Source organism: Chromohalobacter beijerinckii (assembly GCF_023061185.1).
Classification (GTDB): Bacteria; Pseudomonadota; Gammaproteobacteria; order Pseudomonadales; family Halomonadaceae; genus Chromohalobacter; species Chromohalobacter beijerinckii.
In genome coordinates this window covers 1-868 of sequence record NZ_JAKGAK010000052.1, presented here as the reverse complement: position 1 = coordinate 868, position 868 = coordinate 1, and the positions used below count along the sequence as shown (strand labels likewise).

Below are 868 nucleotides of genomic sequence, written 5' to 3'. Positions count from 1 at the left end.
TGGGCCAAGATAAGCATCTATCGGGTCATACCATTCATCCAACGAATGGGCATTATCGGAGTCGCCTCCGCCACCCAAATTGATTCCAGGAATACCTGCGCCAAATGAATAATTGGCATCTGTCATACCAGAATCAATAAATACGGGTTGTTCTCCAACCGCATCAGTCGATGCTGTTGCAGCCTGAACCATCATAGAAGACTTGGCCAGCCTGCCCCCTGGTATTTTGACCTTTATCTTGTGATCCACGGTCACGTTCTGAGTATCCGCTCCCCAGTGGCTGTTTTCTTGATCTACGGCGTTGTCGACGGCTTGCAACAGCTTCTTCTTCAGACTTTCCTCATTTTCGCCGTCAGTCCGGAACTCCATTAACATGCTGGCATTGACCGCCTTGGCATTTTCTGCAGTACCGCCCTTGACGATGCCTACATTAAAGGCTGTTTTTGGGTCCTTATTTCCCCATTCGCTAATTTTATCAATGGCCCGTCCCATGGCGTGAATTGCACTAGGCCTTTCATAATTCCCCCAGGAATGCCCACCTGGCCCATGAAACTTGAAGCTAATGGTATACCCGGCAGTACTACCATAACCAATGGACTTGGCACTTGTGCCATCAACTGTTATAAAGCCATCGATATCATTGCGCTCTTTAAAAAGGGCCCTCACACCTCTGAATGTGTTTTCTTCGCCAACGGTACCAACGAATATGATATCACCGACCGTCTGGAGGTTTGCGTCTTCGAGACCACGAGCGACTGAAAGGATAGCGGCCAGCCCTCGGTTGTCATCACTAATGCCGGGAGCATATAGCTTATTATTCTTTTTGGTTACTGTTGTGTCCACTCCCTTTTCGAAAGCGATATCTAAA

1 protein-coding gene is annotated in these 868 nt (G+C 48.2%); it reads right to left on the bottom strand.

Going from position 1 to position 868, the window contains the following annotated elements; genetic code table 11:
- On the bottom strand, window positions 1-868 hold an 868-nt coding region (locus L1075_RS15640), incomplete at both ends, for a M20/M25/M40 family metallo-hydrolase (protein WP_246942759.1).